General features: G+C 63.8%; 1 protein-coding gene. It reads right to left on the reverse strand.

Annotated features, from left to right (window positions below; genetic code table 11):
* Positions 1–271 (reverse strand): hypothetical protein (locus SB717_RS35975; protein WP_410907772.1); only part of this gene is annotated, 271 nt, incomplete at both ends.

Here is a 271-nt window from a genome sequence, read left to right on the forward strand (position 1 = left end):
GGACGGGCCTTCATAACCGAGCACCTCCCAGACCTGCGGATCGTCATAAAGGTTCAGGACCGTGGTGCGGCGGATAAAGCCGAAGAACTCCAGGTCCGAGACCCGGTGCAGCACGGCGAGGGCGCGTTCATCGGACAGCTCCAGGAAGGGTTCCTCGGACTGGGCGCCCAGGGCGATCAGTCCCTGGGTCAGAACCACCCGGAACCAGGTGGATGCATCGGCTTCGGCGACAATGCGGTCGGTCATCCGTTCATAGGCGGCATCGGGGAAG

It is taken from the genome of Priestia sp. SIMBA_032 (assembly GCF_046535215.1).
Lineage (GTDB): Bacteria > Bacillota > Bacilli > Bacillales > Bacillaceae_H > Priestia > Priestia aryabhattai.